The following is a 26,201-nucleotide window of genomic DNA, read 5'->3' as shown; positions in this document are numbered from 1 at the left end:
GGTGAGAGCAGGAAACCTTGCGCCTGGCCCTCAGGTACTGACGCCCGGCCCGACGTCGGTAGAAGACGCTAGTGCGACGTTTAAATCATCCATGATTTTATATAAAAGTACCTTTCTGGCTCTCGGAGGTCAATAACATAATGATGTGACAGCCAGCCACAAAACAAAACGGCCCCTACTGCCGAAGCAGTAGGGGCCGTTGCCAGTATCAGGTGAACTACGCTTAGAGCGTCCGTTTCACTTCCTGTTCTTCGAAGCCCTCAATGTTGTCGCCTTCGCGCAGGTCATTGAAGCCCTTAATCGAAATACCGCATTCGTAGCCCTGGCGCACTTCCGACACGTCGTCTTTGTAGCGCTTGAGGTCCTGAATTTCGCCGGAGTACACCACAATACCGTCGCGCACAAGGCGGACTTTGGTTTTGCGGGTGAAGGTACCGTCCGTCACCATGCAGCCACCAATGGTGCCTACTTTGGTGATGTTGAATACCTGACGAACCTCGGCGTTGGCTACCACCACTTCTTTCACCGTCGGGGCCAGCATGCCTTCCATGGCATCCTTCACCTCGTTGATGGCGTTGTAGATGATAGAGTAGAGGCGGATATCAATCTGCTCCTGCTCCGCCAGCTTGCGGGCACTCTGCGAGGGCCGCACCTGGAAGCCAATGATGATGGCGTCGGAAGCCGAAGCCAGCAGTACGTCGGATTCCGAAATGGCGCCCACGCTCTTGCTGAGGATGTTCACGGCCACTTCCGGCGTGCTCAGTTTGAGCAGGGAGTCGGCCAGTGCTTCCACCGAGCCGTCCACGTCACCTTTCACAATAACGTTGAGCTCTTTGAACGAGCCGATAGCCAGACGACGACCAATCTCATCCAGTGTGATGTGCTTCTTGGTGCGCATGCTCTGCTCACGGGCCAGCTGCTGACGCTGCGTGGCCAGTTCGCGGGCTTCGCGTTCCGATTCCATCACCTGAATCTTGTCGCCGGCCTGTGGAGCGCCAGTCAGACCCAGCACCTGCACCGGAGTGGAGGGGCCAGCCTGCTTCATCTTCTTGCCGCGGTGGTCGGTCATGGCCTTCACGCGACCATAGTGCGGACCAGCCAGCACGATGTCGCCCACTTTCATGGTGCCCGTCTGTACCAGGATGGTGGTTACGTAGCCGCGGCCTTTGTCCAGCGAGGCTTCAATAACGCTACCAATGGCGTTGCGGTCTGGGTTGGCTTTCAGTTCCAGAATCTCGGCTTCCAGCAGGACTTTTTCCAGCAGGTCGTCGATGCCCAGGCCGGTTTTAGCCGAAACTTCCTGGCTCTGGTATTTGCCGCCCCATTCTTCCACCAGGATGTTAATCACCGACAGCTCCTCGCGGACTTTGTCAGGATTGGCACCGGGCTTATCAATCTTGTTGAGAGCAATTACAATCGGAACACCAGCGGCCTGCGCGTGATTGATGGCTTCCTTGGTCTGTGGCATCACCGAGTCGTCGGCCGCTACCACAATGATGGCAATGTCCGTCACCTTGGCACCACGGGCACGCATAGCGGTAAACGCTTCGTGACCCGGTGTATCCAGGAACGTCACACGCTTACCCGATTTGGTCATCACGTCGTAGGCACCAATGTGCTGCGTGATACCACCGGCTTCACCCTTAGCCACCGTGGCGCTGCGGATGTAGTCAAGCAACGACGTTTTACCGTGGTCGACGTGGCCCATGATGGTGACAACCGGGGCACGTGGCTGCAGGTCTTCCTCGCTGTCGGTAACTTCGATAACGGTATCCTCTTCCTCAGCGGACAGGAACTCCACATCGTAGCCAAACTCGTCGGCAATGACGGTAATGGCTTCAGCATCGAGGCGCTGGTTGATGGACACGAACATGCCCATGTTCAGGCAGACCTTGATAATCTCGTTCACCGAAACGTCCATCAGCGAGGCCAGGTCGTTGGCGGAGATGAACTCGGTTACTTTGAGGGTTTTGGCGTCCAGCTCGTTTTGAGCACGCTGGGCTTCACGGTCTTCCGCTACACCGGCACGCTTGTCGCGGCGGTATTTAGCGCGGTTGTTACTGTTGCCACCACGGCCACCGCTGAGTTTTGCCAGCGTAGCCTTGATCTGCTCCTGGATCTGCTTGTCGTTCTGCTCGGGGGTGAGCGGAACCGTAGGCTGGGTGCGCTGGCCGGGGCCACCGGGACGCTGGCCCGGACCACCAGACCGTTGGCCGGGGCCACCTGGGCGCTGGCCAGCCGGCGTAACCGGACGGTTGCCCTGATAACCGCCGCCCTGCTGAGAGCCTTGGCTGGCCGAACCCGGCTGCGTAGCGCCGCCTGGGCCAGGCAGGCGCTGGCGTTTCTTCTTATCAGCGGCCAGGCCGCTTTTGCGTACATCGGAAGAAGCAACCGGGCGCGCTCCACGGCCACCGCGCCGCGACGAATCCATGGGCAGCTCAATCTTGCCCAGTACCGTCAGGCCTTTCAGCTGATCGGCTTTGGCTACGATGGTACCGGCTTCTTCGCTGGCGGCATCGGTAACCGGGGCTGCTGGTGCTTCCGCAGCCGGAGCTGCAGCTACTGGAGCGGCTTCGGGAGCTGCAGCTGGGGCAGGCTTCTCGGCTGCCGGGGCAACAGGCGCGGCCGGAGCCGGCTTAGGCTCTGGAGCAGTTGCTACCGGAGCAGCCGGAGCTGCCGGGGCAGGAGTAGGTGCCGGAGCCGCTTCAGGAGCCGGGGCTGGCGCTGGTTTCTCTTCTGCTACCGGAGCAGCGGCGGCTTTTGGCTGCGGCTCTGCTGCCGGGGCAGGCGTGGGAGCCGGGGCAGCTTTGGGAGGCACCGGACGCCCTTTAGCGTCGAGTTCAATCTTGCCCAGCACCTTGAGGCCCGGCGCTTTTGGCGCTTCGGGAGCCGGAGCTGGGGTAGGAACCACCGGGGCCGGAGCTGGCGCAGCCTGCGCCACAGGGGCTGGAGCTGGTGCCGGCGTTTCTACTAGTTTGGGGGCCGGAGCTTTCGGGGCTGCAGGCTCTGCCGGACGGGCGTTGGCCGCCGCCTCCAGCTCACTCTGGCGCTTGGCCTGGCTGAGCTTGGCGGCTTCCAGCTTGTCTTGAGCTGAGGACGCAAATTCCTTGTCCAACAACGCCACCTGCTCGGAAGTCAGCTTGGTTGTAGGCTTGTTTTCTACCGGAAATCCCTTTTTCGTCAGGGTTTCCACGATAGTGCTCATCCCAACGTTCAGGTCTTTGGCTGCCTGACTAAGCCGTTTGGTTGCTGCTTCCGCCATTCTATGCTCGCGAACGATACTCTTATCTTGGTGCAAAGGTACTATTTTAAATGGAGCCAGCCGGTGTTAAATCAAGCCGGCTGGCTCGATCTAACGCCTTTGCCGGGCCGAAGCCCGCGCGCTCATTGCGCGTTGTCGCTGGCAGTGGAGGTTTCTGCTTCGTCGGTGCTCTCTTCTTCGCCTTCAAATTCGTTGCGGATGATGCGGAAAACATCTTCTACAGTTTCCTCTTCCAGCTCCGTACGGCGTACGATGTCTTCTTTGCTGACCGCCAATACCGACCGGCCAGTATCCAAGCCGATTTTCTTGAGCTCATCAATAATCCAGGCTTCCATCTCGTCCGAGAATTCGTCGAGGGCAATGTCCTCTTCGTAGTCGCCGGCATCCCGGAACACGTCGATTTCCATGCCTACGAGACGGCTGGCCAATTTAATATTGGCACCGCCCCGTCCGATGGCCAGCGAAACCTGGTCTGGCTTGAGGAACACCGAAACCCGGCCGGTTTGTTCGTTTATCTTCATCGACGTGAGCTTGGCCGGCGACAGAGCCCGCGCAATGTAGAGCTCCAGGTTGTCGGTGTAGTTAATCACGTCAATGTTCTCGTTTTCCAGCTCGCGCACCACGGCATGGATACGGGAGCCTTTCATGCCCACGCAAGCACCTACGGGGTCAATCCGGTCGTCGTAGCTTTCTACGGCTACTTTGGCCCGCTCGCCCGGTTCACGCACAATGTTCTTGATGGTGATGAGGCCGTCGTAGATTTCGGGTACTTCCTGCTCGAACAGACGCTCCAGGAAAGCCGGCGCGGCGCGCGACAGAATGATTTTAGGCGTGCCGTTAATGATTTCCACCTTGTGCACCACCGCCCGTACGGAGTCGCCTTTGCGGTAGCGGTCCTTCGGAATCTGCTCGCCTTTGGGCAGCACCAGCTCGTTCTCGTCTTTGTCGAGGATGAGGGCCTCGCGGCTCCACACCTGGTATACTTCGCCGGCAATGATTTCGCCTACCTGATCCTTATAGGTCTGGTAGAGGTTGTCACGCTCCAGGTCTTTCACGCGCTGAATCAGGGTCTGGCGGGCCATCAGCACGGCACGGCGGCCGAAATCTTCCAGCTTCACTTCTTCCGTCACCTGTTCGCCTACCTCAAAGTCGGGCTCAATCTTCTGCGCCTCGGCCAGCGGAATTTTATCATGGTCCCAGATATCTTCCGAGTTGTCGTCCACGATTTCGCGGTTGCGGTAGATTTCCAGGTCGCCCTTGTCCACGTTGAGGATGACGTCGAAGTTGGCGTCATCGGTGTACTTTTTGCGAATCATGGTGCGAAACACGTCTTCCAGGATGCTCATCATCGTGGGGCGGTCGATGTTTTTGCTCCGGGCGAATTCGGCAAACGATTCAATCAGGACGTTGCTGTTCATCTGATTTAAATTGTTAGGTATTGAGGTGTTGGCTGGCAGGCTGTTGGGTGAAAGCCCGTGGTAACGTAGCGGCGCTACGGGGTGTTTACTACGGGCAAACAGTTTCTAGCAGGCAAACATTCTATTTAAACGAAATGACAATCCGGGCTTCCTGAATGTCGGTGAACGGCACCAGCACGGCGGGGAGGGTCTTGGTTTTGCTTTTGTCTTTGATAACCTCGGCCAGCTGAATGCCTTCTGCTTCGATGGCTTCCAGCTTGCCGGTTTTCTCGGTGCCGTCCTGCAGTTTCAGGCTGAAGGTGCGGCCCACGTGCCGGGTGTACTGGCGCGGGTCGGTGAGGGGCTGGTCGGCGCCGGGCGAGGTTACTTCCAGCGAGTACGTCGCATCTTCGCCATAGGCTTCATCAATGCGCTTGGCCAGCCGGCGGCTCACCTTGGCGCACTCATCAATGCCCAGGCCCTGCTCACTGTCGAGCGTGACCGTGATTTTGGGCCGGATGGCGTCGGAAACGCTCAGGTCTACGACAAACAGATCGAAGCCGGCAAGGCTATCCTGGAGCATCTCCGCAATGCGGTTTTGATCGAAATTCATCTGGACTTGAACCGGGTGATAAAAGAAAGAGGGGACGCTACGTCCCCTCTTCACAATCAGAATACTGCGCAAATATAGGGCAAAAAACCGCCAAACGCAAGAGCTGCGCCCAGGCCCGCGGCCGTGCCGTAGTTAGCGCGTTATTTCCACCCAGCCTTTGGCCCGGCGGTTGTCGGTGTCGCGGAGCAGATAGTAATAGGTGCCATTGGGCAGGCCCTGCCCACTCCAGTTGTTGTGGTAGTCTTTGGTTTCGAATACCAGCGTGCCCCAGCGGTTGAACACCTGCAGCAGCGTGGGCTTGCAGCTGAAGCGGGGCTTGAACGAGTCGTTGAGCGAGTCGCCGTTGGGCGTGATGATGTTGGGCACCAGCACTTCGCCCACCACCACAGGCGCAAAAGCCGTTTCGACCACGCAGCCGGCATAGCGCGCCACCAGCTTCACGCTGTAGGTGCCAGGGTACTCGTATAAGTGCAGCGGGTTGGCTTCGGTGGAATGCGGGGTGCCGTCGCCGAAGTCCCAGTCGTAGACGCCGCCGGGCAGCACGGGCTCAAACTGACAGTTGAAAGGAGCCAGGCCGGTGTAGCGCGGTGAGGCGGAGCACTCGGGCAGGTTCAGGGAGACGTTGGCCGCCGAGGTAGGCGCCAGCACGACGGTGCGTGTGGCCGCGTTGGTACAGCCATTGGATGCGTAGGTGTAGACGAGCGGGAAAATACCGCCCCGGTTGTTGGTATTAGGCGGCGTAAACAACCCACCTGGCGAAACGCCCGTGCCACTCCAGGTGCCGCCGGCCGGGCTCATGCCGCGCAGCTGAAACGGAGCAGTCTGGTCGGCGCAGAGCGTGGTGTCGCGGCCGGGCCGTACTTCGGGCAGCAGGCTGACCACCACCGTTTGCGTGCCCACGCCACAGCCCAGCGTATCGGAAATAGAATACGTGAGTGTGTGCGTGCCGACACCTGCCGTAACGGGGTTGAAGATATTGCCGGTCATGCCCGGGCCGCTGAATACGCCACCGGCCGGAGTGGCTGTCATCGGGACGTTGCCCGAGTTGATGCACTTGGGTGGAACCGGGGTGATAGCAACGGGCCGCTCCGGCGTGACGGTGATTTTGAGGGGGCGGGTGCTGACGCAGACACCGGTGGAAGCCACCGAATAGGTGAGGATATTGACTCCCAGGCGGGCAGGGGCAGGTGTAAACTGGTAGCCGCCGCCCGGCAGCGCCGTAACGCCCGGCCCGCTCCAGATGCCGCCGGCCGGGGCACCACCCAGTACCACCGGTGCACTGCCGACGCAGACGTAACGGTTGGGACCCGGGTCGGCAAGGACGTTGCCGAAGTCAATCTTGAAGGCGGCGTTGTTGCAGTTTCTGGAGCTGTTGGTGGCCGAGTAGGTGCTGGCGCCCGGCGGTATCGGGAAGGCCGAAGTGCCGCCGCAGCCTCCACATACCGATTGGTAGACTACGCCTTTCTTATCGAAGCGCGAAGTGCCGCCGTCCACATGCTCGCCGCGGCCGCCCCGCTCCCCGAAAAAGCTGCCGTATTCCAGCGCCCGCATGCCGGGGCTGAACTGGGCCAGATAGAAGTCGGAGCCATCGGTGAGGGCCTGAATAGCGTTGGCCGTGACGGGCAGGCCGTTGGTGCTGCTGCCGTTGCTGCCCGTAGGGTCGTTGACGGTGCCGCCCCAGCCGCTGATATAGATCCGCTCACAATCATCGACCAGAAACGCGGAAAGGGAAATGTCGGGAAATAGCGTGCGGCCGCTGCCGAACCGGGTGCTGTAGAGGCTGGTGCTCAGCAAAGGGTCGAGCTTCTGAATAAACTGGCGGCCGTTTGCTATTCCGTAGAGGCCCGGGCTGATAGGCATAGCGCCCTGCGTCTGGCCCAGCAGATATACATTGCTGACCGCATCCAGCTGCACGAAAAAAACCTGGTCGTAGGCCCCGGTACCTATGTACGACGACTGCAGCACCGCTGAGCCCGTATTGCTCAGGTGCGTAACGAAGCCGTCGAGCACCCCCTGAAAACCAGACTGCAGGCTGCCGGTGGTGGTAGGGAAGTTGGAGCTAAGCGTGCCGCCCGCTACATATACCCCACGCGTGCCATCTACCTGCAGTGAGTACGCTGCATCGGAGCTGGAACCGCCCAGATAGGTAGACCAGACCAGGCTGCGCAGGTCCGCCGCCAGCTTCACAACCACCGCATCGAAGGTGCCGCCCTGAAAGCTGGTACGGTAGCCATTGGGGGTAGGGAAATTGAGGCTGGCCGTAACGGAAGCAATATAGATGTTGCCGTCGCCGTCGGTCGTGACGTCTCCCCGGAACTGGTCGCCGTAGTTGAAGACCGGGGAGCCGGGCATGCCGTCCACGGTGGCGGGGTCGCCGTTGGGTTGGGTGCCGCTTAGCCGGGAAACCACACCGTCGGTGCCGGAGCCGCCCAGATAGGTGCTGCCGAGCAAGGAGGCGCCGTTGGCCGAAAGCTTGGCAATGAACAGGTCGGCGCCGTTGCCGTAGCGGAACGGGGCGTACTCGTCATCGGGCGTAATCTGGGGGCCGCCGTTGTGGGAGTTGTCGTAGGCGCCGGCGGTGGTAGGGAAGTTGCCTGAGCCCGTAGAGCCCATTATCACCAGCTCGCCCCGCGGGTTCACCACCATGCTGTGCGGCACTTCCATATCGTTGCCCCCAAGGTAGGTAGCGTACAGGCGAGCTGTCGAGCCGTTTGCGGCCGTGTTGTACTTAATGATGCCTACATCGGTGGCACCGCTGAAGGAGGTGCGAAACGCGCCCGGCGAAACCGGATAGCCGTTGTCGAATACTGCTCCGCCCGCGTACATGTTGCCCTGCGCGTCGTAAGTAGCCGTGAAGCCCCAGTTGTCGGCAGTGGAGTTCGTAAACGAAGAAAAGATAACCGTTGGGTCGATGGTGAGCGGGTGGCGCCGGTCGTATTTGCCCAGCCGGAAGCTCACGGTAGTGCCCTGCAGCTCGAAGGCGCAGGCTACGGCCACCCGCTGCCCTCCGATTTCCTGCCAGGCCTTAGGGGCCTGCTCCGTTACGTGGCCCACACTAGTCTGCACCAGCAGGCTGCCATCGGCGGAGAGACTGAGCTTGTCGAGGCCGGTATAGCGAAGCCGGATGGCGGCGGGCCGTCCGCCCGGCGCCACCAGAAAATCGTATTCCAGCTTTTGGTCGGCGTTTTCGTAGAGTACGGCTTCAATCTTTGGATACAGACTGGTGTAGCGCAGGCGCCGGAAGCCGCGGGCGTTGCTGGCCCAGCGCTTGGGGTCGTTGCCCCGGAAATAGTTGTAGGGCGCCGGGGTAGCGGCCTCGCCGGCCAGAGTGGGGGCAGAGTTGGCGCCCTCAAACGTCACGGTGTACGCATGGCCGCGCACCTCATCGGAGCTGGGCTGGCCCGTGGCCGGAGTGCCATGGCGGGCGTGCCGGCTCAGGGCTTTAGGGTCTAGGAAACTATAGGTGAAGCCAGCCGGCCCCATGAACAGCCGGCCGCCGGGCAGCGCCGCCGCGTACCGGACGGGGGCGTCCCACTGGCCCTTGTTTTCAATAAACTCCAGCGAGGCCTTTTCGGGGGCAACCGGCCCGGCCGGCAGAGGCCCGGCAAAGACTTTTTGCATAGAAACTGCCGCCAGCAGTAAGCCGGAGCAAAAGATGCGTACAGTAGAAACAGACATAGATAAAAAGTAGACTGAGAAACTAAAAGTACAACGAAAACAGGTCTTGATTCTTGCGCAATAATCAGGCCCGGAGCCTAGCAGGCTTCCGCTTACCTTTGCGTATCACCGTCGGCCCTTGGGCTGCCCTATTTCTGCTGTGCGCCGTTCGTTTGCCTTCACCTGCACCTTGCTCATTATTGGCTGGCTCCTTGTGGCTATTGCCTGCGTGCAGGTGCCTGCCTACACCTTCTGGCCGGCGGCATTTGGCGCCCTCACTTTGCCCGTAGCGCTGGCCCTGAACCTGCTGGCAGTGTTTTACTGGTTGCTGCGCAACTGGCGGGTAGCGGCGCTGCCCCTGCTGGTAGCGGTGCTCACGTGGCCCCATTTCCAGCGCGGGCTGGCCGTGCATCCGCTACGGATTGCGCCCCTGCCTTCGGCGGCAGCCGACAGCATAGCCGGGCCACGCGTGCGGGTGCTCAGCTCCAACGTGCGCATCTTCAACGTGTATCCGCAGCTGCGCGACAAAGAGCTGGCTTCTTCCAAGAAGATGATTCAGTGGCTGGCCGACAGTCCGGCCGAGGTGCTGTGCCTGCAGGAGTTCTACAACGAGCCGCGCACGTCTACCAGCAAGGAAAAAAACGTGTTCAACTCCGTAGAGCGCATCGGGGCGCAGAGCGGACGGCAGAGCTTCCTGTCCCGGACGTTCACCAACGGGGCAGGCTCCGAGTTCGGCATGGCCATCTTCTCACGCTATCCTATTGTGCACCGCGGCACCGTGAACTTCGGCAAGCTCACCCAGAACCACGCCATGTGGGCCGACCTGCGCCTGCCCACCGGCGACACCATCCGGGTGTTCAACTTCCATTTGCAGAGCATGAGCATGGATGAGCGCGACATCGTAGACAGCTATTCCAGCAAGGCCGGCCTGAAGCGCCAGGGCATGGGCCTGATGCGCCGCTTCAAGCGCGGCATGGTGGTCCGCAGCTGGCAGATAGACACGCTGGTGCGGCGCTTCGAGGCCAGCCCGTATCCGCTGCTGCTCTGCGCCGACCTCAACGACCTGCCCTACAGCTACAGCTACGACCAACTCGCCGACCGTTTCCAGAACGCCTGGGCCGCCGTAGGCAACGGCGTGGGAGCCACCTACAACGGCCGCCTGCCCTTCGTGCGCATCGACAACCAGTTTGCCGGCCCGCAGTGGCAGATAGACGACTTCTGGGTGCACTACGAAATTCCGTACTCCGACCACTTTCCGACCATGGCCACTTACCGGCTGCGGAAACCGGCGCCAACCGAATAGAGGCGAAGGGAAAGGTACAGCAGTTTCCTGCACCGATTCCCGGCCCGGCGCCGTATCACCCCCGTTACTTTACACTTCCTCACCCCACCAACCTGATTACCTTTGCGGCCATGCAGCACCCTCTTTCGCTTTATAATACGCTTACCCGCCGCAAAGCCACTTTCGAACCCCTGAACGCGCCCTTCGTGGGTGTGTACCTCTGCGGCCCGACCGTGTACAGCGAAGCCCACGTGGGCAATGCCCGCGGTCCGGTGGTGTTTGACGTGCTGACCCGCTACCTGCGCCACCTCGGCTACACCGTCCGCTACGTGCGCAACATCACCGACGTGGGCCACCTGGAAGGCGACGCCGACGAAGGAGAAGACAAAATCAGCAAGCGCGCCCGGGCCCAGAAGCTGGAGCCTATGCAGGTAGCCGAGCAGTATACCAACCTCTACCAGAGTCACATGGAGGCCCTGGGCTGCCTGCCGCCCGACATCACGCCCCGCGCCAGCGGCCACATCATCGAGCAGATTGAGATGGTGCAGCAGATTATCGACAACGGCTTCGGCTACCAGGTAAACGGCTCCGTGTATTTTGATGTGCCGGCTTACAACGCCGCCGGGCGCGGCTACGGCAAGCTGTCCAACCGCGTGGTGGAAGAGCTGCTGGCCGGCTCCCGCGACAACCTCGCCGGGCAGGACGAAAAGCGCAGCCCCCTGGATTTCGCCCTTTGGAAAAAGGCTGATGAGCGCCACCTCATGCGCTGGAACTCGCCCTGGGGCGACGGATTTCCGGGCTGGCACCTGGAGTGCTCGGCCATGAGCCGCAAGTACCTCGGCGCCGAGTTCGACATTCATGGCGGCGGGCTGGACCTGATGTTCCCGCACCACGAGTGCGAAATAGCCCAGAGCCAGGCCTGCAACCATCCCACCAACGAGGCGCAGGTGTGGATGCACAACAACATGATTACGGTGAACGGAGCCAAAATGAGCAAGTCGCTCGGCAACTTCATCACTATTTCGGAGCTGTTCGAGGGCACCAACGCCACGCTGGCACAGGCCTACTCGCCCATGACGGTGCGGTTCTTCCTGCTGCAGGCCCACTACCGGAGCACCGTAGACATCACCGATGAAGGCCTGCAGGCCGCCCGCAAAGGCTACCGCAAGCTGATGAACGGCCTGCGCCTGCTCGATAAGTTGCGCGAAGCCAGCCTGTCGCCGGATGTAATAAAGGCCCGCACCGTGGAGCCCGTGGTCGAAGGCAAGACCCCCGATACCACGGCCGCCGATGCCGAGCTGCGTAAGCTGGTGGCGGACTGCTTCGTGGGCCTGAACGACGATTTGAACACGGCGCGCACCATTGCCAGCCTGTTCAATCTGCTGCGCAAGCTCAACGGTTTCCAGGCCAACCCGGCCACGCTGGCTACGGTAAGCGCTGCCGCCGTGCAGGAAGCCACAGAGGCCTATCAGACCTTGGTGCAGGACGTGTTGGGCCTCGTAGACGAGCCCCGCGCCAGCGCCGAAGACCTGCTGAGCCTCACGCTGGAGTTTTATCAGGAAGCCAAAGCCACCAAAGCCTACGACAAGGTAGACCAGATCCGGGCGGCCCTCAAAGCGCAGGGAATCGTGGTGAAGGACACCAAAGCGGGCATCGACTGGGCCTACAGCGAAGAGTAGGTCTGCGGTATGCCCACGGGCTTCCGGCAGGGCGTTCTATTCAAGAAAAGCACATTTAGTTAGATGAAACTCTTCCGTCTTGCACCGCTGGCGCTGGCTGCTCTGCTGGTGCTCACCGGCTGCCCCGACAAGAAAACCACTACCGAGGTAGAAACGCCGGACAAGCTGCCGGTTGCGCCCGTTTTCAATCCCGATTCGGCGTATGCCTTCGTGGCGAAGCAGGTGGCGTTTGGGCCGCGGGTGCCCAACACGGCGCCGCACGTCAAAACCGGCGACTGGCTGATCAGCAAGTTTCAGAGCTACGGCCTGACCGTGCGGGAACAGCCGTTTCAGGCTATGGCGTTTGATGGTAAGATGCTGAAAGCGCGCAATATCGTCGCGCAGTATCAGCCCCAGGCTGCCCGCCGCATTGCCATCTTCGCGCACTGGGACACGCGCCCGTTTGCCGATAAGGACGAGAAGAACAAGAATGCCCCGCTGGATGGCGCCTCCGATGGGGCCAGCGGCGTAGGCGTGGCGCTGGAAATGGCCCGCATTCTGGCGGCCCAGCCCGACAGCCTCACGCCCGCCGTCGGCATCGACTTTATTCTGTTTGATGCTGAGGACTATGGCTACGATTCGAGCACGCAAAGTGAGCTGACCAACCAGCTGGCGGGCTTGGAGTCGTCGGGTGGTTCGAGCTGGTGCCTGGGCTCACAGTATTGGGCCAAGAACATGATGCCCGCCGCTTACAAGCCCGAATATGGGATTCTGCTGGACATGGTGGGCGCGAAAAACGGCAAGTTCAGCCGCGAAGACCTGTCCCGGCAGCGGGCCCGCGACGTGGTGGACAAAGTGTGGAACATTGCCGCCCAGATTGGCTACTCCGACTACTTCCTGTTTCAGGACTCGCCCGGCATCACCGACGACCACGTCTTCACGAACCAGGCCGGTGTGCGTACCATCGACATCATCGACCACCTGCCCGTCGGCGACGACTACTTCCCGGCCTACCACCATACCACCGACGACAACATGAGCGTCATCGACAAACGCACGCTCAAAGCCGTTGGCCAGACGGTACTCCAGACGATTTACGGCGAGTAGAAACTAATCTGTTTTCATCAAAAAAAGCCTCAGCAACACCAGTGCTGAGGCTTTTTTGTGATAGGAATGTGCCGCTAAGCAAGCAGCTTATAGTAGATAACCGTAGGCTCCAGCGCGCCGCTGCCTACGCGGGCAAACTGCGGAATTGACCCGGCTGCCACGTAGCCCAGGCGTTGGTACAAAAGCTCGGAGGGCTCACCCTGGAGCGTGTCCAGTACCAGCGTGGTGCGCTTGTGCTGGCGCGCTTCCTGCTCAAGGGCGTGCATGAGCTGGCGGCCAATGCCCTGGCGCCGAACCCGGGAATGCACCAGTAGCTTCATCACCTCCGCGCGGTGTAGGCCGTTCGGTTTCTCAACCAGGTCAAGCTGCACGGAACCGAGCACCTGCGTTCCGTCGGTGGCCAGCAGGAGAATCCGGGCGCCTGCTTGTACGGCATCGAATACGTTCTGCCAGAAAAAGGTAGCCTCGACGGCCGGCAGCGGCGGCAAAAATCCCACGGAAGCGCCCGTGTCTACGGCGTCCTGTAGCAGCTCGGTTAGCTCGGGAAGGTAGGGCAAGGCTCCGGCGGCATCTACCCGGCGAATCATGAGGGCCATGTGTGGTGGGCTTAGATGTATTCGAGCTGAGCGCCCGTTTCGTCCACGGTCAGGCGTGCCGGGCGGCCACAGATGAGGGCCATATTCTGCGGCTCGTGGCCTACCGGGAAGCCGTGCGCCACCGGAAACCGGTACTTGTCGGCGTAGTGCTGGATGATTTCGTTGGGCGTCTGGCCGTATGGCACCGTGTTGTCCTGCGGATTGGTGAAGTGCCCCACCACGAGGCCCGCCAGGTCGCGCAGCTTGCCGGTCCGGTCTAGGTGCACCATCATCCGGTCAATGGCATACAGATACTCGTCAATATCCTCCAGAAACAGAATGCGCCCGGCCGTAGCCACCTCCGACGCCGTGCCGGTAAGAGTCTGCAGCAGGCTGAGGTTGCCGCCGACCAGCTCGCCGGTGGCCGTGCCCAGGCGGTTAAGCGGATGCGCGGGCACTTCGTAGCGCACCGCCTCCCCAAACAGCGCCCGCCGCAAGCTTTCCAATGAGGCTTCGCCGCCGGGCTGAGTGAAGAGCAGCGGCATCACGCCATGAATACTCTGGTGGCCCAGCCGCAGCAAATGGCAGTTGAGCGTGGTAATATCCGAGAAGCCGGCCACCCATTTGGGGGTATCGGCGAAGCGCGAAAAGTCAATCTGGTCGATGATGCGAGTGGTGCCGTAGCCGCCGCGCGCGCTCAGGATGGCCCTGATTTCGGGGTTGTCGAGTTGCTGCTGAAAGTCGCGGCGACGCACCTCGTCTTCGCCGCCAAACTGGTGGTAACGGATGTTGGTACTCTCGCCCAGCACGACGCGCAGCCCCCAGCTTTCGAGCACCGCAACGGCGGCGGCCAGCTCTTCGTGCGAGGCCGAGCGGGCAGTACAGACGATGGCCACCTGGTCGCCGGGGCGGAGGGGAGCGGGAGCAGTAGCGGGCATAGAGGAAACCAGTGCAAGTGAAGCCGTAAACTTACGGAACCCTGCTTCGCATTTCCACGTCCTGACCAGCATACATCCTCATTCAGTAAGTCATTCGCTATGAACAGATTCCTACTCGTGCTGCTGGCCTGGCTGGGCCTGCAGGCCGCCGCTTCGGCCCAGATTGATACCACCGGCGGCCGCTACTACCAGCCCATCTTTCCGAACGTGACGGTAACCAGCGGCGTGGTGTATGGCTCGGCCATCAACTTTCTGGGCGCCACGCAGCCGCTGGCCATGGACATCTATCAGCCCACCGGCGACACGGTGAGCCGCCGGCCGGTCATCATTTTCGCGCATCAGGGAGGTTTCGTGACGGGCAGCCGCACCGATGCCTACATGGTGGACGTGTGCACCCGGTTGGCCCGTCTCGGCTACGTCACGGCCAGCATCGACTACCGGCTGCTGTTCTTCCCGTTTGATACCGTCAATATTGCCAAGGCTTCCATCCGCGGAATGCAGGACATGCGGGCTGCCGTGCGCTTTTTCCGGCAGGATGCGGCCACCGCGCGCACCTACCGGGCTCACCCGCGCTACATAGTGGTGGGCGGCTCTTCGGCGGGTGGCTTTTGCGCCCTGCAGGTCGGCTACCTCGATAGGGATGCGGAAGTGCCGGCCTATGTGGGGCTTGCCAGTCTGGGCGGCATCGAGGGGCAAAGCGGCAACCCTGGCTACAGCAGTGCAGTGCTGGCCGTGCTCAACCTGAGCGGCGCCACCGAAAGTACCAGCTACATCGAGCCCGGCAACCCGCCACTGTGCAGCGTGCACGGCACCGCCGACAACGTAGTGCCTTATCTGAAAGGCCGGGTTGGCTCTTCGCTGCCGCCCAAATATGTGGTGGGCAGCGGCCTGCTGAATCCGCGCGCCACGGCGGTGGGCGTGCCCAACACGCTGCGCACCCTGCGCGGAGCCGGCCACATTCCCTTCGAAAGCACCAGCGCCAACGGGCTGGCCTACGCCGATACCACGTTCCGCACTATCCGGGACTTTCTGCGCCCCTTGCTGCGGCAGCCGGGCACGGTACTAAGTGCTGCCAACGCTACCAATATCAAAGGCCAGACCGCCAACGCATACCCGGTGCCGGCTTCCACCGACATCCGTCTGTCGGTGCCAGGTGGAGTGGTGTTCAGGCCGCAGGAAATGGAAATGCTGGATGCCACCGGCCGGGTAGTACGGCGTTTTCGGTGGGAAGAGGCCAACCAATTGCTGCTGCGCGAAGGGCTGAAGGCCGGAACCTATCTGCTGCGCGGCGAGCAACTGCCTCCTGTTCGGCTGTTGTTTGAGTAATCAAACCGAAGCTGCTAACTAGACTGTGTTGACAGAAAGCCCTTGGAACGTCATGCTAAGCTTGCCGTTCGGGTGAGCCAAACAGCACCTTTTGCGCCGCTGCTTTTAGCAAGGAGTGATATCAAAAACTGATACTACGCGGCAGACGCTGTACTTATACTCTGGATTTCGGCGCTTACAATCCGGAGTGGCCCGGTACGCAGCAGAAACACGCCGTATTTGCGCAGCGTATCGTGGTGGCGGATAAGGTGTGCTAGGGCCACATAGCCCACCACGTAGCCGTCCTCATCCGCCTCTTCCGAAATTTCGCTGAAATCGAGCAGATCAATAATCCGCTCCTCATCCGTGCGCAGATAGATTTCCAACTCCAGGTCGGCGAGCAGGTCTGCATCAGGAAAATCTGAGAAGACAGAGGCGGTAGGGGCTTCAGAGCTAGGACCAAGGGCACTGTCGGTGCCCACCAGCTGCGGCATGGTCAGCTGCACCGTCTGGCCGTTGGGCAGGCGCTGCAGGCTGCTCTGCGGCCGGATGGCCTGCCCGCGGCTGGCTGCAAAAGCGCGGTCTACGGCACTGCTGGCTTGTGCTTCGAAGCGGAAAATATGGGCTGGGCGGGCAAATTCCGGCCGCTCGGCCGCTGATATAACTTCACTATGCATACGTCTGGACGTAAAATCGTTCGAGGGTATGGGAGATTTGCGCGGTTTCAATCAGGAAACCGTCGTGACCGAATTGGGAATCCATTTCGGCATACACCGCCCCGGGGATGTAGCGCGCCAGCAGCTGCTGCTCCGCCGGCGGAAACAGCACATCGGAGGTAATGCCAATCACCAGCGTGCGGGCCCGTATCCGCGCCAGGGCCGCCCGAATACCGTTGCGGCCGCGCCCCACATGGTGCGTGTCCATGGTCCGGGAAAGCGCCACGTAGGAGTAGGCATTGAAGCGCGCTACCAGCTTGCTGCCCTGGTAGCGTTGGTAGGAACTGGCGCGGTAGTCGTGCAGCGCTTCTTCGTCGGGCTCTGTTTGCGTGCGCTGGTACGCGTCGTAGCTGCGGTAGCTGAGCAGCGCCACGGCCCGGGCGGCCTGCAGGCCGGCTGCACCACCGTCGGGCGCGGCCGCCGCATAGGTAGGGTCGGCCAGAATAGCCAGGCGCTGCGCCTCATTGAACGCAATGCCCCAGGCCGAATGCCGCGCGTTTGTCGCCAGCAGCACTAAGTTTTCGAACAGAGCCGGCCGCTGCACAGCCCACTCCACGGCCTGCTGCCCACCCAACGAGCCCCCGATTACGGTATGAATCCGGGGCAGCGCCAGATGCTCCCGCAGGGCCTCGTGCACCGCTACCAAGTCGCGGACGGTCAGGAGCGGAAACTCCTGATAGGCAGCCAGGCCCGTTGTTTCGTCCACAGAAAGCGGGCCGGTGCTGCCGTAGCAGGAGCCTACCACGTTGGCGCAGACAATAAACCAGTCGGCCGGGTCGAAATAGCAGCCGGTGCCAAACAAGCCTGCCCACCAGTCCAGCACGTTGGCATTGGCAGTAAGGGCGTGGCAGACCCACACCACGTTGTTGCGGGTGGGGGCGAGGTGGCCGTAGGTCTGGTAGGCAATATCTACTTGTGGCAGCACGGCGCCACTTTCCAGCCGCAAAGCGCACGGTAGCCGAAAGATGTGCGGTTCGTCGCTCATAGCTTGTCGAATGAAAAAGGGGCAGTATCTACCCCGGAATGCGGCCGGAGCACTGCTCCGGGCCACGTTGTTGCTAACATAGCCCGCAGGCTGAGCCGGCCTTGGCCAACTCAGCCCCGGCTATGGGCGGGCAGGTAGCGCTACTTCCCTCTCTCACAAAAAAAGGAGCGCCCTGCCCGCATACCGCCAGGCTGAAGGTGAAGCCGGCCGCCCTCTCAAAACGGCCGGTTCCCAACCCTCTCACTAGACCTCCAGCGTAGCGGTATGTTCGGGTTGCGGCTCAGGCAGCAGCGTGCTGCCTGTTGCTCCCGACTGGTGGGGCGCGGCCTGGCGTACGGCTTCAAATGCCTGCGCCAAATCAGCCCGGATATCTTCAAAATGCTCGATGCCTGCCGACAGGCGCAGCAGGGTAGGGGTAACCCCGGCGGCGCGCTGCTCCTCGTCAGACAGCTGCTGATGCGTGGTTGCGGAGGGCTGAATAATAAGCGTCTTGGCGTCGCCGACATTTGCCAGATGGCTTATCAGCTTCAGATTGTCGATGAAGTGCGTGGCCGTGTCCTTGCTGCCCCGGATGGCAAAAGTGAGCACTCCGCCGGCGCCGCGCGTCAGGTATTTCTGGGCCAGCGAATAGTAGGGGCTGCTTTTCAGGCCGGGGTAATTCACGGCTTCCACCTGCGGGTGCTGCTCCAGCCAGATAGCCAGGCGCTGGGCGTTTTCCACGGTGCGCTCCACACGCAGGCTCAGCGTTTCGAGGCCCTGCAGCAGCAGAAAGGAATTGAACGGACTCTGCGAAGGCCCAAAATCGCGCAGCCCTTCTACCCGCGCTCTGATGATGAAGGCAATGTTGCCGAACAGACCGCCTTTGCCGAATACCTCACTGAAAACCAGGCCGTGGTATCCTTCGCTCGGCTCCGAAAACTGCGGAAACTTCCCGTTGCCAAAGTCATAGGTGCCGCCATCCACAATTACGCCCCCGATGCTGGTGCCGTGGCCCCCGATCCACTTCGTGGCCGACTCTACCACAATGTGCGCGCCATGCTCCAGCGGCCGGAACAGGTAGCCGCCGGCTCCAAACGTGTTATCGACGATGAGCGGCAGGTCGTGCTTTTTGGCAATGGCCACAATCCGCTCGAAATCCGGAATACTGAAGCTGGGGTTGCCGATGGTTTCGAGGTAGAGGGCCTTGGTGTTGCTGTCAATCAGGGCTTCAAACTTTTCAGGCTGGTCGCCATCCGCGAAGCGCACTTCAATGCCCAAGCGCTTGAAAGCCACCTTAAACTGGTTGTAAGTGCCGCCATACAGGTGCGTGGTACTCACGAAGTTGTCGCCGGCCTGCAGAATGTTGTTCAGGGCAATAAACTGCGCCGCCTGCCCCGATGCTACCGCCAGCGCCGCTACGCCGCCTTCCAGCGCTGCAATGCGCTGCTCAAACACGTCGGTAGTAGGGTTCATCAGGCGCGTATAGATGTTGCCAAACTCCTTCAGGGCAAACAGGTTGGCGCCGTGCTCCGCGTTCTTGAAGACATAAGAGGTAGTCTGATAGAGCGGCACGGCGCGTGAGCCGGTTACGGGGTCCGGCTGCTGACCGGCATGAAGTTGAAGCGTCTCGAAATGAAGGGCTGAAGTAGCCATAATGGTCGTAGCGTTAAGGAAACAGGGAGGAAAGCGAAGCAGAATGAGCCAACAGGGCTACGGCAGGGCGTAGCCGGGGCCAAAGCCACAGCAGCGGCTGGCAACGCAGCACGAAAAACAGCAAGTGTGGAAAGGGAGCCGGCTGCTAAAAGCAGGCACAGCGTAGCCGAAAGGCTGAAGGAGGCTAGCTACCTGAAAAGCAGGTTAGCAACAGCAACAACACGTGTCCCAACAGCGCATTCGCCGCGCAGGGCTATGGGCTGCAGCAACTTCGGAAACGCGAAAAACCTGCGGCCGCGCGGTGTGCAGCAAAGCAACCGGGGCGGCAGGAAACGGCAGAACGAAAGCGAGGGTGTTTTCCATGGCACTCGGGTTATATGCCCCGTCGGCAAAAGCCGGTCGGGCAGGAATTGGCACCTTTCGCGCGGTCGAAGGTTGCCAGCGGGTCAGGGAGCCTGTTCTCTCGCCGCTTCTGTATAAATCCTATGAAAACTACCCCGCCGCGAGCGGGGGAGTACCGTGTTGGTGATACAAAGGTATAAGCGCAGTTTCCATATTCACAATAGTCGCCGCAAATATTTTGCTCTTAAGTGAATTTCAGCTGCCGCCAGGAATGGCAATAATGAACTAGTTGATAAATAGATGATTAACGATGTTGAGACGCCCTGTAGCAGTGCTTTCAAACAGCTCATTGCTTTGCTCCGGCTATACAGCACCGCTATGCAGGCACCTGATTATGTCACTAGCCAAAGGCAGTCAGAGCCTGATACTACAGCAAAAAAGCCGCTCCACTGGTGGGGCGGCTTTTTGGATATTTCTTATAGAGCGTGCGGCTAGGCCTTCGGCAGTGTCAGGACCTGGCCCACTTCGATGTGGTCGGGGTTGGAACCGATAACGCCTTTGTTGGCGTCATAAATCTGATGCCATTTGGCTGCATCACCGTAGTGGTTTTTGGCAATTTTAGAGAGGGAGTCGCCGCTCACAACAGTGTAGGTTTCGCCTTGGTCAGCGGCCGCATTTGCATTGCCGAAAAAGTCGGTAGCGCCGCTACCAGCGGGTTTATTAGCAGGCTCGACCGGCTTTTTTTCGCCTTCATTCGAGAGAAAATCAAACAGTCCCATGGTCGTGGTTGGTTTAGGAGAAGTGGGAGAAACAGCGGGAAGTAGCCCGGCGGCTCTTCGTCAGGGCTTCTTACGCCAAGGCCAACAATAAGTTATGGGATGCACGGTTGAGTATACACTTTTCGAAGTATTGAACAACTTACAGGTAGCTCCCGTAAGAAGCGCAACAGCGGCCACCAGGCTATCGGCTTCTGCGGCTGGCCCGGAAACAGGCTGTTGCATCTCCCAACCAACCATCAACCAACGTATGAAAACCCTCTCCCATCCCTTCCGCTTTCTGGCCAGCCTGCTCGTGCTGGTTGCTCTGTTCACGGCATCCTGCGGCAGCAAAGAAGGCAAAGTTGAAGGCGTAAATATGCTGTATGGCACCACCAGCAAAGTCTGGAAAACCGACAAGGAACTGGATGCCACCGGCGACAAAGTGAAGCAGACCGACGCGCAGGAGGACGAGCGTATCACGTTCTTTGCCAACGGCCAGTACAACATGACCTCGCCCGCTGGCGCCGTAAACGGTAAGTACGACTTCGACCAGGCCGGCAAGAAAATTACGATGACCCCCGATGGCGCAGCCCAGAGCAACTCCTTTGATGTAGTAACGCTCACGGACGACAAGCTGACGCTGAAAAGCGCTGCTGGCGCCGAACTGCGCTTAGAGAAAGAATAGCGCTAAGAATGCGCCAACAAAAAGGCCCTTCTGCACAATGCAGGAGGGCCTTTTTGTTGTGCCAGCTTTTCAGGAGGACATGACCTTTTGCGCCTCCCGCTTGCCGAAAATGCGCGTTACCCAGCGTGGCAGGAAGATGGCGCCCAGCACGAGGTAGAGGTAATAGGTGAGGATACGATACAGTAGCACCATGAAGTTGGTCATGGTGGGCGTGCCGATGAATTTGCCGAAGAAAGTGGGGAAAGCACCTTCCGCAATGCCGGCGCCGCCGGGGGTCACGGCAATCAGCAGAATGACTTTGTAGGTGAGGTTGCGGCCGAAAATCAGCCAGAACTCTGGCCAGGTTACATCAATAAACGCTGCAATCAGGCAGCCGATAACCAGGTAGCGTGCCGTCCAGACGAAAGCCGTGCTGAGAGAAGCGCGCAGCCAGTACACCAGCCCATTGCCGCGCAGCTGCCCGGAAGCCAGAATCAGCTCGTTGCCGAGCTTGTAGGCCTTGTTGCGCCAGCGCCGTAGTACCCGCACCGAAAACAGGCGCACCAGCAGCCGCTTCACCGACTGCGGATTGATGAAGATGGCATACATCATCAGGCCCGCGTACACCGTCACGAACACATAGCTCAGAACAAAGCCGATACGTAGGGTGGCAATCAGGCCGCCCTGCAGCGCCTCGTGCGGATACAGCGCGTCGCCCCCGATAAGGACTACCAGCGGCACGGCCAGCACATAATACAAGTTGTCGAGCATGGCTGTGGCCATGATGTAGGCCACCGATTTGCCCAGCGGAATGCCTTCCTTATGCAGCAGCACGGGCGCCACGGCCGTGCCGCCAACGGCTGAAGGAAGCACGCACGACGAAAACTCCCAGAGCATAATTACGTCCAGCGAAGCCCGCCAGCTCAGCACTTTTTCGGTCAGGTAGCGGATGCGGTACACGTAGCCGGCGTCGCGGGCCAGCAGAATCAGCACCATGAGCACCAGCCACAGGGGTTTGGCATTGGCCAGCGGGGCCAGGTCGCCGGGCTTGTAGCTGCGCCAGAACATGAAGCCCACCACGCTCAGCCCGATCAGCACCGGCAGCACAATGCGCGAAGGCCGAAGCCGGTCGAGTAGTTGCTGGTCCTGAGCTTGTTCGTCGGCGGGAATGGGCTGGGGCATGGGCAGAGGGCAGGTGAGGAGACAAAGGTACAGTTTCTGCCAAGGCAGCGGCCTGCCGTATTGGTGGCGGCCGGGTGCAGGGCGTTGGTGGCTGGCGTGTGGCAAAATAACGCACGGCAGTAGAAGGCCGTATGCGGCATGAGCGTTACCAAAAAAGCCGTCTAAGGCCTGCAAACCCCTTGGTTTGAGGGGGGCTACGCACCCGCTTACAGGCCGGAAAAATCGTACCTTTGCTGTATAGCGTGCTTGCCGTATCCGGATAGTCCTAACCTTTTGGGCTATTTCCCTGTTGCCTCGCTACTTAATTCCCACACGCGTCCCCTCTCTATATATGATCGTCGAACCCGGTGAATTGCTGGCAGCTATAGACTCGCCCGCCGACCTGAAAAAGCTCAGCCCGGACCAATTGGTGCAGGTCAGCCAGGAGCTCCGTCAGTTCATTATTGATTCGGTTTCGATCTACGGCGGGCATTTCGGTGCTTCGCTGGGAGTAGTGGAGCTGACGGTGGCCCTGCATTACGTCTTCGATACGCCCCACGACCAGCTGGTCTGGGATGTTGGCCACCAGGCATATGGCCACAAAATCCTGACGGGCCGCCGCGACCGGTTCCCGACGAACCGCCGCTACAAGGGCATGTCGGGCTTTCCCAAGCGCAGCGAAAGTGAGTACGACGCTTTCGGGGTAGGGCACAGCTCTACCAGCATCGGGGCGGCGCTGGGCATGGCCGTGGCTTCCGACTACAAGAAAGAGTTTGACCGCCAGCACATTGCCGTAATCGGCGACGGAGCCATGACGGCCGGTATGGCTTTCGAGGCGCTGAACCACGCGGGCGTCGAGAAATCTAACCTGCTGGTTATCCTGAATGATAACTGCATGAGCATCGACCCCAACGTGGGCGCGCTCAAGGAGTACCTCACCGACATCACCACTTCCCGCACCTATAACAAAGTGCGCGACGAGCTGTGGAACGTATTGGGTAAGCTCAGCAAGTTTGGCCCCAACCCTCAGCAGATTGCCCGCAAGGTGGAGTCGGCCATGAAGGCCACGCTGCTCAAGCAAAGCAACCTGTTTGAGGCGCTGAACTTCCGCTACTTCGGCCCCGTGGACGGCCACGATGTGCAGCACCTCGCGACCATCCTGCACGACCTCAAAAGCATTCCGGGCCCCAAGCTGCTGCACTGCGTGACGGTGAAGGGCAAAGGCTACGCCCTGGCCGAGAAAGACCAGACGCTGTGGCACGCTCCCGGCCTGTTTGATAAGGTGACGGGCGAAATACACAAGAAAACCTACGAGAAACCACAGCCGCCCAAGTACCAGGACGTGTTCGGCGAAACCATCGTGGAGCTGGCCGAGCAGAACGACAAAATCATGGGCGTGACGCCGGCTATGCCTTCGGGCTGCTCGCTCAACATTATGATGAAAGCCATGCCCGACCGCGCCTTCGACGTGGGCATTGCCGAGCAGCACGCCGTGACTTTCTCGGCCGGCCTCGCCACGCAGGGGCTGGTACCGTTCTGCAACATCTACTCCTCGTTCATGCAGCGCGCCTACGACCAGGTAGTGCATGATGTGGCCCTGCAGAACCTGCACGTGGTTTTCTGTCTTGACCGTGCCGGTTTTGCCGGCGCCGACGGCCCCACCCACCACGGCTGCTACGACCTGGCTTATATGCGCTGCATCCCGAACATGGTGGTTTCGGCCCCGATGGATGAGGAGGAGCTGCGCAACCTGATGTACACGGCCACGCTGCCCGAAAACGCCGGTCCGTTCAGCATCCGCTACCCCCGCGGCGAAGGTGTGATGCCGGAGTGGCGCAAGCCGATGAAAAAAATTACCGTGGGCACGGGCCGCGTGGTGCGCGAGGGCGAAGGCGTGGCGGTGCTCAGCATCGGCCACATCGGCAACTACGCCGTGAAAGCCACCGAAAAGCTGCGCGCCGAAGGCCTCAACCCCGGCCACTACGACATGCGCTTCTGCAAGCCGCTGGATGAGGAAATGCTGCACAACATTGCCCGGCACTACAAGGCTATTGTAACCGTAGAAGATGGCTGCGTGCAAGGTGGCTTCGGTACCGCTGTGCTGGAGTTCCTCGCCGACCACGGCTATACGGTTCCGGTGCGCCGCCTCGGCATTCCGGACCGCGTTGTGGAGCACGGCACCCAGGATGAGCTCTATAGAGAGTGCGGCTTCGACGCCGATGGTATTGCCCAGGCTCTGCGTGAAATGGCCGGCAAAGTAGCTGCCCAGGCGCCGGTAGAAACGGTGCTGCTGTAAAGTTTATGAATTTCGAAAGTACAAAAAGAGAGTATCGGCTATTGCTGGTGCTCTCTTTTGTTTCTCTGGCTACTAGCCTAAGTATATGGGCTCAGGTGCCCGAACGAGGGCTGTTTCCGCTGATGCCTGCGGTTACTGCTTTCACCCCAAAGGTGATTAAGGGAAATTTGCCGCGTAACAGTAAAATTTCAACCTGCACAGCCAAGATATTGCCTAAACCGTTCCATCGGAACGGTAAGTCGTACAGCCAACTTGCTGTCAGTTACGGCAAGAATAGCAGCGTCCTGTTTACTCTTCGGCAAAGGGCAGACACTGTTTGGCTGGCCATGAATACACACCTGGTCGATTGGGATGCCGCTGCAGAAGCACGGCGCTTGCCCGCCGTACAGGCGCATGTGCGCCAGTTGCAGGCCAGTTATCCGGCGTTTTTTGCTGCTATACCAGCAGGCTTTGAGGAAGAGCCATTCCTGCGCTTCAATGCTCAGATAGGTGAGAAATGGGTCTGCTATCAGCAAACCCGCCAGCAATATGCCTTCTACCGGGTAGAATTGGAGGACATTATTATCAAAGGACAGGCTGAGCCACAGTACCTGTTCAGTGTGAATTATAGCGGCCATGTATCTCACATGCCCAGTCTTTTGAAAATTAAAATTTCTAAAGCCAGAGGCGTCCAGGGCATGGTGTGGTATGATTACAGATGCTCGAAGCAGGGCGGGTGCGATGATATAACAGTAGATTACACCGTGAAGCAATAGCAAGCGGCAGCAACCTTTGATACTGAGGCCATAGCCAGAGAGGAACAAAAAAATATTTATTGATGTATGTACACTGATTAAAAAAATGTACATACATTTGTTTCAGTTCCGGCAGTGAAGCTGCTTGACAATATGTTCAGTGTCTCCAACCTCAACCGCTTACCAACATGGCTACTACCTCTTGGGTTCTCGACCCTACGCACTCCGAAGTACAGTTCAAAGTGAAGCACCTGGTTATCTCGACGGTAACGGGCTCGTTCAAGCAGTTTGAAGGCGAAGCCACCACTGAAGGTGAGTCGTTCGACAACGCCCGGGTGCGCTTCTCGGCCAAAATCGACAGCATCGACACCAACCAGGCCCAGCGCGACGAGCACCTGAAAAGCGCGGAGTTCTTCGATGCCGCAACGTATCCGGAGCTGACGTTCGTTTCGACTTCCTTTGAGAAGCAGAGCGAAGGTGAGTATAAAGTTACCGGCGACCTGACGCTGCACGGCGTTACCAAATCCGTGACGTTTGACGTGGAGTATGGCGGACAGGCCGGCGACTTCTACGGCAACCAGAAAGCTGGCTTTGAAGTGACTGGCAAAATCAACCGCAAAGATTTCGGCCTGACCTGGAACGGCGTGACTGAGGCTGGTTCCATTGTGGTGAGCGAAGACGTGAAGCTGTCGGCGAGCCTGCAGTTTGCCAAGCAGAAGGAAGAAGTAGCCGCGTAAGGAACCTCCTGAGCCGTTTCTTGGCCTAAGCATATAATAAACCTTATTCGGACAGTTTGGGGAATTTATCGGGCGCGTAGAGGCGCAGGGGACTGCGCACGCGTAGGTTGTGCAGCCCGCAGGCGACCACGATGACCGTGTCGCGCCGCCACTGGCCGCGCAAGCGCAGCGTGTCCTGTACCATGCGCAAGCGCTTCATTCCGGTGGGCATGCTCGATGACCACGCGTAAGGGGCTCAGCAAGTGGTTGTACAGCTGCTGAGCGAAGGTCAACTCCCGCTTCGGCGGCTTCTTGTGGGGCATCTCCACCACCACGCCGGCCGGGGTATGGCCCACCAGACCCAGGTCCTGACGCAGTACACTGCCTGGCGGCAGGCAGAGCG

General features: G+C 60.0%; 20 protein-coding genes and 1 riboswitch. Of the genes, 8 read left to right on the top strand and 12 right to left on the bottom strand.

The features are described 5' to 3' along the window. Positions 1-223: 223 nt before the first annotated feature. The 4 genes from infB to BUE15_RS00080 all read right to left on the bottom strand — a co-directional run bounded on the left by infB (position 224) and on the right by BUE15_RS00080 (position 8,893). Positions 224-3,262: a translation initiation factor IF-2 gene (gene infB / locus BUE15_RS00095; RefSeq protein WP_073280665.1), complete on the bottom strand. Its 3,039-nt coding sequence runs from the start codon at positions 3,260-3,262 to the stop codon at positions 224-226. Positions 3,263-3,384: 122 nt separating this feature from the next. Then, positions 3,385-4,680: a transcription termination factor NusA gene (gene nusA / locus BUE15_RS00090; protein WP_073280664.1), complete on the bottom strand. Its 1,296-nt coding sequence runs from the start codon at positions 4,678-4,680 to the stop codon at positions 3,385-3,387. 121 nt (positions 4,681-4,801) lie between these two features. Next, entirely contained in the window at positions 4,802-5,272 is a 471-nt protein-coding gene (locus BUE15_RS00085; protein WP_244535835.1) for a ribosome maturation factor RimP, read from the bottom strand. A gap of 132 nt (positions 5,273-5,404) precedes the next feature. Then, on the bottom strand, positions 5,405-8,893 hold the full coding sequence (locus BUE15_RS00080) for a DUF7948 domain-containing protein (RefSeq protein WP_073280663.1): 3,489 nt from the start codon (positions 8,891-8,893) through the stop codon (positions 5,405-5,407). A 196-nt stretch (positions 8,894-9,089) separates the two neighbouring features. Here BUE15_RS00080 and BUE15_RS00075 point away from each other — a divergent pair, with 196 nt between their 5' ends. From BUE15_RS00075 to BUE15_RS00065, 3 genes are all read left to right on the top strand, one after another. Next, on the top strand, positions 9,090-10,232 hold the full coding sequence (locus tag BUE15_RS00075) for an endonuclease/exonuclease/phosphatase family protein (RefSeq protein WP_084548707.1): 1,143 nt from the start codon (positions 9,090-9,092) through the stop codon (positions 10,230-10,232). Between the two features lie 110 nt (positions 10,233-10,342). After that, positions 10,343-11,890 (top strand): cysteine--tRNA ligase, encoded by a 1,548-nt coding sequence (cysS, locus tag BUE15_RS00070; RefSeq protein ID WP_073280661.1) that lies wholly within the window; start codon positions 10,343-10,345, stop codon positions 11,888-11,890. Between the two features lie 63 nt (positions 11,891-11,953). Then, entirely contained in the window at positions 11,954-12,976 is a 1,023-nt protein-coding gene (locus tag BUE15_RS00065) for a M28 family peptidase (RefSeq protein ID WP_073280660.1), read from the top strand. Positions 12,977-13,050: 74 nt separating this feature from the next. On the opposite strand, the gene BUE15_RS00060 is transcribed toward BUE15_RS00065, so the two are convergent. Next, a complete protein-coding gene (locus BUE15_RS00060) occupies positions 13,051-13,572 on the bottom strand; it encodes a GNAT family N-acetyltransferase (RefSeq protein WP_073280659.1) in 522 nt (173 codons plus the stop codon). 11 nt (positions 13,573-13,583) lie between these two features. Continuing rightward, positions 13,584-14,489 carry a S66 peptidase family protein gene (locus BUE15_RS00055; protein ID WP_073280658.1) on the bottom strand — a complete coding sequence of 302 codons (906 nt, stop codon included), beginning with the start codon at positions 14,487-14,489 and terminating at the stop codon, positions 13,584-13,586. Positions 14,490-14,588: 99 nt separating this feature from the next. Between BUE15_RS00055 and BUE15_RS00050 the strand changes: the two genes are divergently transcribed. Beyond that, positions 14,589-15,815, top strand: a complete 1,227-nt coding sequence (locus tag BUE15_RS00050; protein WP_084548706.1) for an alpha/beta hydrolase — start codon at positions 14,589-14,591, stop codon at positions 15,813-15,815. Positions 15,816-15,949: 134 nt separating this feature from the next. On the opposite strand, the gene BUE15_RS00045 is transcribed toward BUE15_RS00050, so the two are convergent. From BUE15_RS00045 to BUE15_RS00030, 4 genes are all read right to left on the bottom strand, one after another. Then, on the bottom strand, positions 15,950-16,471 hold the full coding sequence (locus BUE15_RS00045; protein WP_073280656.1) for a hypothetical protein: 522 nt from the start codon (positions 16,469-16,471) through the stop codon (positions 15,950-15,952). Beyond that, on the bottom strand, positions 16,464-17,495 hold the full coding sequence (locus tag BUE15_RS00040) for a homoserine O-acetyltransferase family protein (RefSeq protein WP_073280655.1): 1,032 nt from the start codon (positions 17,493-17,495) through the stop codon (positions 16,464-16,466). The genes BUE15_RS00045 and BUE15_RS00040 overlap by 8 nt, the downstream gene beginning before the upstream one ends. Before the next feature lie 243 nt (positions 17,496-17,738). Then, positions 17,739-19,127 (bottom strand): O-acetylhomoserine aminocarboxypropyltransferase/cysteine synthase family protein, encoded by a 1,389-nt coding sequence (locus tag BUE15_RS00035; RefSeq protein WP_073280654.1) that lies wholly within the window; start codon positions 19,125-19,127, stop codon positions 17,739-17,741. 370 nt (positions 19,128-19,497) lie between these two features. Continuing rightward, a riboswitch (SAM riboswitch) is annotated at positions 19,498-19,610 on the bottom strand. Between the two features lie 350 nt (positions 19,611-19,960). Beyond that, positions 19,961-20,248 carry a LysM peptidoglycan-binding domain-containing protein gene (locus BUE15_RS00030; protein WP_073280653.1) on the bottom strand — a complete coding sequence of 96 codons (288 nt, stop codon included), beginning with the start codon at positions 20,246-20,248 and terminating at the stop codon, positions 19,961-19,963. A 247-nt stretch (positions 20,249-20,495) separates the two neighbouring features. Between BUE15_RS00030 and BUE15_RS00025 the strand changes: the two genes are divergently transcribed. Further along, positions 20,496-20,912, top strand: a complete 417-nt coding sequence (locus BUE15_RS00025; RefSeq protein ID WP_073280652.1) for a lipocalin family protein — start codon at positions 20,496-20,498, stop codon at positions 20,910-20,912. A gap of 69 nt (positions 20,913-20,981) precedes the next feature. Here the strand turns inward: BUE15_RS00025 and BUE15_RS00020 are convergent, their stop codons facing one another. Then, positions 20,982-22,073, bottom strand: coding sequence for a lysylphosphatidylglycerol synthase transmembrane domain-containing protein (locus BUE15_RS00020; protein ID WP_073280651.1), 1,092 nt, complete (start codon positions 22,071-22,073; stop codon positions 20,982-20,984). A 331-nt stretch (positions 22,074-22,404) separates the two neighbouring features. Here BUE15_RS00020 and dxs point away from each other — a divergent pair, with 331 nt between their 5' ends. From dxs to BUE15_RS00005, 3 genes are all read left to right on the top strand, one after another. Beyond that, complete coding sequence (dxs, locus tag BUE15_RS00015; RefSeq protein WP_073280650.1) at positions 22,405-24,348, top strand: 1-deoxy-D-xylulose-5-phosphate synthase; 1,944 nt, start codon at positions 22,405-22,407, stop codon at positions 24,346-24,348. A 5-nt stretch (positions 24,349-24,353) separates the two neighbouring features. Then, entirely contained in the window at positions 24,354-25,103 is a 750-nt protein-coding gene (locus tag BUE15_RS00010) for a hypothetical protein (RefSeq protein WP_073280649.1), read from the top strand. 167 nt (positions 25,104-25,270) lie between these two features. After that, on the top strand, positions 25,271-25,819 hold the full coding sequence (locus tag BUE15_RS00005; RefSeq protein ID WP_073280648.1) for a YceI family protein: 549 nt from the start codon (positions 25,271-25,273) through the stop codon (positions 25,817-25,819). Positions 25,820-25,862: 43 nt separating this feature from the next. On the opposite strand, the gene BUE15_RS21855 is transcribed toward BUE15_RS00005, so the two are convergent. Then, a complete protein-coding gene (locus tag BUE15_RS21855) occupies positions 25,863-26,018 on the bottom strand; it encodes a hypothetical protein (RefSeq protein ID WP_170865158.1) in 156 nt (51 codons plus the stop codon). Between the last annotated feature and the right edge of the window lie 183 nt (positions 26,019-26,201).

Origin of the sequence: Hymenobacter psychrotolerans DSM 18569 (genome assembly GCF_900142395.1) — a bacterium.
Taxonomy (GTDB): Bacteria; Bacteroidota; Bacteroidia; order Cytophagales; family Hymenobacteraceae; genus Hymenobacter; species Hymenobacter psychrotolerans.
The sequence above is the reverse complement of the archived record's forward strand: the minus strand, read 5'-3'. Positions and strand labels throughout refer to the sequence as shown.